Raw genomic sequence first — 594 nt, 5'->3', positions numbered from 1 at the left:
TTGAACTCTCCACGCTTTGAAAAACGTGGATTCTAGACTGTTGTTGCTACGTGGGATAGGTGCCACACTCCGCAACTTTGTCTCGTGTTTTTGTAAAACACGTTGACGAGGGTAAGACAGCCCTACCCGCCTCGACCCTTTCGGGCTGTACGGCTACTTCGGTATCTTCCAACCATGAAGATTTTACGTATTGATGGCTCTAAAAAGACTTTTCAACACAACCCCATATCTTCAATTGTGAGGGTAGGCATGGCATCACGTTTGTTTTTTGGAGTTTTTCATCCTGTGCTACCATGACATCAATATAACTTATTAATGATGTCATGAGTAGATTTAGTGCAAGATTTTCGCTCATAAGAGTATGAAGAATTGGTAAGACTAAGCAAACAAAAAGAGAGGTCGATGAATGACTTAATTAGAGAAGCGGTAAGGCAATATCTTGAAAGAGAAACAAAGGGATAAATCCCGCCATCGTCGGGTTTCATCCCCTGGTTTAAAACACAGATGTAGTTTTCCTCCGTGCGTCAAACTACATCTTCCCTTCGGGACGCTACGCGAACAGGGGTTCTCACCCTCCCACTATGTCTTGATAGT

1 protein-coding gene is annotated in these 594 nt (G+C 43.3%); it reads left to right on the top strand.

Going from position 1 to position 594, the window contains the following annotated elements:
- Positions 1–369 precede the first annotated feature (369 nt).
- Positions 370–462: a ribbon-helix-helix protein, CopG family gene (locus ACM0OZ_RS49170; RefSeq protein WP_073632825.1), complete on the top strand. Its 93-nt coding sequence runs from the start codon at positions 370–372 to the stop codon at positions 460–462.
- The last annotated feature ends 132 nt before the right edge of the window (positions 463–594 follow it).

Origin of the sequence: Scytonema sp. PCC 10023, assembly GCF_963920835.1 — a bacterium.
Classification (GTDB): Bacteria; Cyanobacteriota; Cyanobacteriia; order Cyanobacteriales; family Nostocaceae; genus Kalymmatonema.
This window is presented reverse-complemented; position numbering and strand designations above follow the sequence as displayed.